Here is a 6,110-nt window from a genome sequence, read left to right on the forward strand (position 1 = left end):
CGCATGTCGACCACGTCCCAGTCACCCCAGGTGCGGCTGATCAACGAGATCGCGGCCCAGTTCGAGGGCCAGCCGGTGGAGCGGGCCTCGGCGGCCATCGCCGAGCACGTCCGCGCCTTCTGGGACCCGCGCATGCGCGCGGACCTCAACCGCCAGCTCGCTGACAACCCCGGGGCGCTGACCCCGCTGGCGCTGGCGGCGGCCACCCTGTTGCGCGGCTGAACCCCTCGCGCCCGTCCCAGTCCATCGGGACGGGCGCGAGGGGTTAGGCTGGCGGCATGACCTGTCCTGTGTTCGCCGCGGTCGTTCGCTGAGCCCGCTCCGTTTCCGGAGCCCTCAGCCGAACCAGCGGAACAGGACCATGAACACGGGTTTCTTCGACGACGGCCGGATCTGGCTGTCCGCGCGGGACGCACCGCGCCCAGAGAACATTGTTGAGGTAGACGACCGGATCGCCGCGGCCGAGGCGTTGCGGTGGTGCCGGGGCGGGACTTCCCTGCTCTGGCAAGGGGATTGGACTGGCGCGCGGCGGTTGCTGCGGGTGATGGACCGCCGGATGCCGTGGCGCGGCGGGGACTTCGGGCGGTGGCGGCAGCACCGGGCGGCGCGGGCGGCGGTGCTCGGGCGGGTGCTGGTGCCGCTGGAACCTGGCCCGCGCCCGGCGATGCGCGGGCTGGAGCACGGCCGGTTCGCGGCGGCCTGCGCCCAGGTCTACGGCGAGGTCAACGGTCCGGCAGTGGTGTCGGCGCGCGAGTTGCTGGGTGTGCTCAGTGCGTACGAGTGGCGGCGGAAGGGAATTCTGGTGCCGGGGCTGGGCGCGCGGATCCACCCGCACTACGGCGTCTTCCCGCCGACCCGCCACGAGTACGTCGACCTGGTGGCCGAAGCGCCACTGCCGAAGGGCACGCTGGCCTTCGACCTCGGCACCGGCACCGGAGTGCTCGCCGCGGTGCTCGCCCAGCGCGGTTTCCAGGTGGTGGCAACGGATCTCGACCCCAGGGCGGTGGACTGCGCCAGGGACAACCTGCACCGCCTGGGACTGCGGGCGGAGATCCGCCAGACCGACCTCTTCCCGCCGGAACGCGCGGACCTGGTGGTGTGCAACCCACCCTGGCTGCCGGGCCGGGTGCGCGGCGGCCTGGACCGCGGCGTGTTCGACCCCGGCGGCCGGATGCTGACCGCGTTCCTGGACCGCCTGCCCCGGCACCTGCGGCCCGGCGGTGAGGGCTGGCTGGTGCTCTCCGACCTGGCCGAACTACTGGGCCTGCGCGAACCCGGCGCGCTGCCCGCCGCGATCACGGCCAGCGGGCTCCGGGTGCTGGGCACCAGCTCGGTCCGGCCCCGGCACCCCAGGGCCACCTCGGCGGCCGGGCCGCTGCACGCGGCGCGGGCCGCCGAGGTGGTCACCCTGTGGCGGTTGGGCGTTGCTCAGGCGCGGGCACAGCGGTAGCTGCTCGCCTGCTTCGGGTCACCCTTCCCGTCGTACTGCGACACCAGCGGGTACCGGCACAGGTTCCGGGTGGTGTCGTCGAGCGCGGCGGGCAGGGTGTCCGGGGCCTTGCCCTGTTCCACCCAGCTCACCAGCGCGCCCAGCGGGTCCACCGGAGCCGGGCCGGTGCCGCCGCCGCAGTGGTCCACGCCGGGGGCCATGAACACGCGGTAGAACTCGTCCACGCGAGCCGCGCCGCCCATCCGGCGCTCCACCCGGTCGCGGTAGTCGGTGGTGCCCTGGGCGAAGATGATCGCGTCCGACCAGCCGTGCCAGGTGATCATCTTGCCGCCCGCGCGGCGGAAGCCGGACAGGTCGGGGTTGTCGGTGGCGATGAACCGGTCCATCAGCGCCGGGGACTTGGCCGCGATCCGGTTGAACTCGCGGTAGTCCACCGAGTCGATGGTGAACTTCGGGTCCTGCTCGACGAAGTAGCGCACCCAGTTGTCCGCGATCGGGTTCGGCTCGGCATCGCCGACCACGGAGAACGGCGCGCCCTTGGGCAGCCCGAACCAGGCGGGGTGCCCGGTCCAGATCTTGCGCACCACCTCGGCGGCAGCCCGGCTGATGGTGATCTCCTTGCCGTCACACTGGATCTTCGTCCCGATCAGCTTCGCCGGGTCGAAGCCACAGCGCAGCGGCTGCTCCAGGACTCCGTCGGCGACACCGTCCTGGGTGTCGCAGGCCTGCACCGCGGCCCGCTGGAACGCCTCGAGCTCACAGAGGCTGGGCCGGGTCTTCTCCTGGTTCATCACCACCTGGCCCCACAGGTCGGCGACCAGGAACCGCGGCATGCTGATCGCCGGGGCGGCGGCCAGGATGCCGTCGTAGTCGGCCGGGTAGCGCTGGGCGTTCATCAGGCCCTGGCGGCCGCCGGTGGAGCAGCCGTTCCAGTAGCTGAAGTCAGCGGGGCGGCCGAAGTGCGCGGCGGTGACCGCCTTGCCCGCCACCGCCAGGTCGTGCAGCGAGCGGGAGGCGAAGTTGGTCAGCAGCTCCTTGTTCACCCGGCCGTCCGGGCCCAGCGCCCAGGAGGACGGGTTGAGGCCGTCATCGCCGACCCCGCCGTCGGTGGTCGCCGCGGCATAGCCCTGGGCCAGCGCGGAGGCCAGGCCGAAGGTGAAGTTGCCCATGGCGTAGCCGCCACCGCCGACGCCCTGGAAGCGGCCGTTCCAGCCCGCCTTCGGCAGCCAGGCCTGCACCAGGACCTTGTCGTTCACGCCAGGGTGGGTGAGCGTCACCTTGATCTCGCAGGCCGCCGGGTAGGCCAGCGGCGGGAACCAGGGTTCCTCGATCACCCCGGCGGGCTTGGCCTCGGCGGTCACCGACAGGACGCGGGCGCCGGGCACAACCGGAGCGGCGGGCGGCACGCACTCGGCCGCGGTGGAAGAGGGGGCGGCCGTGGCGAGCGCCGGGAAGAGGGGCAGCAGCAGGGCCGCTGCGGTCAGCGGCGCGAGCGCGCGCCGGAGTCGATGGTGGACCGGTCTGGCAGACATGCGCCGAACCTAGCCGGGTGGCCGGGTCCGCACACCCGAGTTCCGCTGCGGGTGAACCGCCGGACGGCCCGCAGGGCGCCGTCCGGCGGTCCAGACCATTTTCACCAACCGCAGTGGCCGCAGGTGCCGGCCAGCACGGTCAGCGGCGGGACCGGCGCGGCCTGGGCGGTGGTCAGCACACCAGCCGCCAGGACGCCGGACAACGCCAGCGAAACGAGAAGCACGCGCTTCATGTAATCACTCCACAACGGGAACCAGTTGTTTACCCACGGTCGGCCAATTCAGCAAGCACCGCACTCGGCGAGCACGATGCCGCAGCCGCCGACGCAGCCACGGCCCGGCTTGCCACTGTCCACACTCGTGCTGACCTGCGCACTGAAGGCCGCGGCGAGTCCGGAGCCCAGACCGGCGAGACCGGCAAGAGCCATGACGATCACCAGCACACGTTTCATGAATCAGCCCCTGATCAATAAGGGAACGTCCGCCCTCGCACACGTTCCGCGCTGACCTGACGGAGGCTGAACCTAAACCACCGAACCGCGAAAGAAAAGGGCTGGGCAAATCATGTCCCTATTGACCGGAAAGTCAGAGCAAGTTGAATGATGAACCTTTATTGGCGTCAGGTTTCCATCCAGGTTTCGCCAATCCCGGGCGCGCACGATCACCGGGCTGCTCCCCACGCCGAGCGAACCGATCGGGCGGAACATGTCGCACACCCTGCACGCCGAGTCCGGCTCACTGGTCAACCGCTGTCAGAACCGGGAGGAGGACGCCTGGACCGAGCTGGTGCACCGCTACGGCCGGCTGGTGCGCGCGATCGCCGCCTCGCTCGGCCTGCGCCGGGCCGATGTGGAGGACGTCGCCCAGCAGACCTGGATCCGGGTCTACGAGGGCATCCGCTCGGTCCGCGAGCCGGAGCGGGTGCGGGCCTGGATCGTCACCGTGGCCAGGCGGGAGGCGTTGCGGCACTTGAACCGGCGGACCAGCGGCGAGCTGCCCATCGGCGACCAGGACTACTTCGACATGCCCGACGAGCAGGCCTGTCCGGCGGAGCACGTGGTGCTGGAGGCGGAGCTGGACGCGGCGCTGGCGGTGGTGGCCAGGCTGCCGGAGGCGCAGCGGCGGCTGCTGGTGCTGCTCTTCGGCGCGCAGTCGGTCAGCTACGACGAGATCAGCGCGCGGCTGGGCATCCCGCGCGGCTCGATCGGCCCGACCAGGGCCCGGCTGCTCAGGCAGCTCCAGTTCGCCCTCGACGGCTGGCGGTCATGAGCTCGGGCTCGGGCAGGCCCAGCTCGCGGTAGGTCTGCTCGGCCCGCCGGCGGTGCTCGGCCGCGGTGTCCGGCACCTCGTGCACCGCGCCGAGCCCGTGGTGGGCGTGCGCCTGTTCGTGCCGGTTGTGCGCGAGGTCGCTGCGGTGCAGGGCCTGCTCGAACCAGATCCGCGCGTTGGGCGCGTCCTCCAGCAACCGGTGCAGGTCGCCGAGGTGGTTGAGGGTCATGCACTCGCTGAACAGGTTCCCGGTCTCGCGCTGCAACTCCAGTCCCTGCAACAGGTTCTGCGCCGCCTCGGGCAGTTTTCCCGTCCACATCAGCACTTCGCCGAGGTAGCCCAGCGCGGCCCCTTCCCCGGACGGGCAGCCGATCTCCCGGTACACGCTCAGCGCCTGCTCCAGCAGTTCGGTGGCCTCGCCGGGCCTGCCGACCCGCAGCAGGGCCTGGCCCAGGTTGCTCAGCGCGTTGGCCTGGTGCCGCCGGTAGCCGCTTTCCCGGTGCACGGCCAGCGCGCCGCGCAGGTGGTCGAGGGCTTCGGCGTAGCGGCCGACCCGCAGGTAGGTGTGGCCGAGGTTGTTCAGCGCGCCGCCGATGCCCAGGCGGGATCCGGTGGCACGGTTGACCTCCAGTGCGGAGCGGAAGTGCTCGATGGCTTCGGGGTAGCGGCTGGTGCGCAGGTAGAGGTAGCCCAGGTTGATCAGCGAGATGCCCTCGCCCGCGCGGAACCCGCCGCGCCGGTACAGGCGCAGCGCGGACTCCAGCCGCCGCTGGGCGTCGGCGTAGCGGCTGGTGTGCAGGAAGACGTTGGCCAGGTCGTTCTCCGCTTCGCCCTGGCCGATCAGGTCGCCGATCTCGCGGTAGATGGCCAGCGCCTCGGTGAGGCTGGCGACGGCTTCGGGGTAGCGGCCGGTGGGCTCGTAGATGCCGCCGAAGCGGCGCAGCGCGGTGGCCTCGCCGCGGCGGAAACCGGCTGCCCGGAACAACTCCAGGGCCTGTTTGAGGTTGTCCACGGCTTCCCGGTAGCGGCCAAGGCGGGCGCAGGCGGAGGCCAGGCCGAGCCTGCTGCAGGCCTGCGCGTGCCGGTCGCCGAGCTCGCGGCTGGCCTCCACCGCGCCGTGCAGGGCGCGCAGCGGCGCCCGGCCCCTGGTGTCGAAGTAGGTCTCCAGGGTGTGCGGCAGCTGCCAGGCGACCTGGTGCCTGCCCTCCTCCTGGGCCTGGGTGATGGCCGCGGCCAGGTTGGGGTACTCGGCGTCCTGCCAGTTCAGCGCCTGCTCCGGGGTGCGCAGCCAGGGCCGCGGTTCGGGTGCGCTGGGCAGCCAGACCAGGTTGGGGTCCAACATGATCGCGGCCGCGCCGCTGGTGCGCACGTAGTGCTCGTACATCCGCGCCAGCGCGGCCGCGCGGGCCGGCTCGGACTCCTCCTCCAGGGCGGCGCGGCGGGCGTAGTGCCGGAGCAGGTCGTGGAACTGGTAGCGGCCGGGGGTGGGCTGCTGCACCAGGTGCACGTCGACGAGATCCTCCAGGAGGTCCTCGGTCTCGGCCACCGGCAGGTCGGCCAGCGCGGCGGCCACCCGGACGTCGAAGTCGGGGCCGGGCACCAGGCCGAGGAACCGGAACAGCCGGGCTTTGGTGTGCGTGAGCTGCCGGTAGGACAGGCTGAACGCGGTGCCGACACAGCGGTCCCCGGCGGCCAGCTCGGTGAGCCGCCTGCGTTCGTCGCGCAGCCGGGTGGCCAGGTGCGCGGCGGTCCAGGCGGGCCGGGCGCGCAGACCCTGTCCCTGGACGTGCTGCCGCGCGAGGCCGCCGCCGACCTGTTCACCCGCACCGTGGACCACCCGCGGGCCACCGCCGAAGCCG

The 6,110-nt window shown here is 72.3% G+C and carries 7 protein-coding genes; 3 read left to right on the plus strand and 4 right to left on the minus strand.

The genetic code is table 11. The annotated features are described in order from the left end of the window. The first annotated feature begins 3 nt into the window (after positions 1-3). Together ACWDY5_RS35500 and ACWDY5_RS35505 are read left to right on the plus strand one after the other, a co-directional pair. Positions 4-222, plus strand: coding sequence for a formate dehydrogenase subunit delta (locus ACWDY5_RS35500; RefSeq protein WP_449726505.1), 219 nt, complete (start codon positions 4-6; stop codon positions 220-222). Positions 223-361: 139 nt separating this feature from the next. Then, complete coding sequence (locus ACWDY5_RS35505) at positions 362-1,450, plus strand: methyltransferase (RefSeq protein ID WP_449726506.1); 1,089 nt, start codon at positions 362-364, stop codon at positions 1,448-1,450. Here the strand turns inward: ACWDY5_RS35505 and ACWDY5_RS35510 are convergent. The 3 genes from ACWDY5_RS35510 to ACWDY5_RS35520 all read right to left on the minus strand — a co-directional run bounded on the left by ACWDY5_RS35510 (position 1,429) and on the right by ACWDY5_RS35520 (position 3,434). Continuing rightward, on the minus strand, positions 1,429-2,982 hold the full coding sequence (locus ACWDY5_RS35510; protein ID WP_449726507.1) for a tannase/feruloyl esterase family alpha/beta hydrolase: 1,554 nt from the start codon (positions 2,980-2,982) through the stop codon (positions 1,429-1,431). The two genes, ACWDY5_RS35505 and ACWDY5_RS35510, sit on opposite strands and share 22 nt — an antisense overlap. A gap of 101 nt (positions 2,983-3,083) precedes the next feature. Beyond that, complete coding sequence (locus ACWDY5_RS35515; RefSeq protein ID WP_449726508.1) at positions 3,084-3,215, minus strand: hypothetical protein; 132 nt, start codon at positions 3,213-3,215, stop codon at positions 3,084-3,086. Between the two features lie 48 nt (positions 3,216-3,263). Then, complete coding sequence (locus ACWDY5_RS35520) at positions 3,264-3,434, minus strand: hypothetical protein (RefSeq protein WP_449726509.1); 171 nt, start codon at positions 3,432-3,434, stop codon at positions 3,264-3,266. A gap of 253 nt (positions 3,435-3,687) precedes the next feature. Here ACWDY5_RS35520 and ACWDY5_RS35525 point away from each other — a divergent pair, with 253 nt between their 5' ends. Next, a complete protein-coding gene (locus ACWDY5_RS35525) occupies positions 3,688-4,251 on the plus strand; it encodes an RNA polymerase sigma factor (RefSeq protein WP_449726510.1) in 564 nt (187 codons plus the stop codon). Here the strand turns inward: ACWDY5_RS35525 and ACWDY5_RS35530 are convergent. Further along, positions 4,211-6,110: tetratricopeptide repeat protein (locus ACWDY5_RS35530; RefSeq protein ID WP_449726511.1), on the minus strand; the 1,900-nt coding region annotated here is incomplete at its 5' end. The genes ACWDY5_RS35525 and ACWDY5_RS35530 overlap by 41 nt on opposite strands.

This window comes from Crossiella sp. NPDC003009 (genome assembly GCF_053591555.1).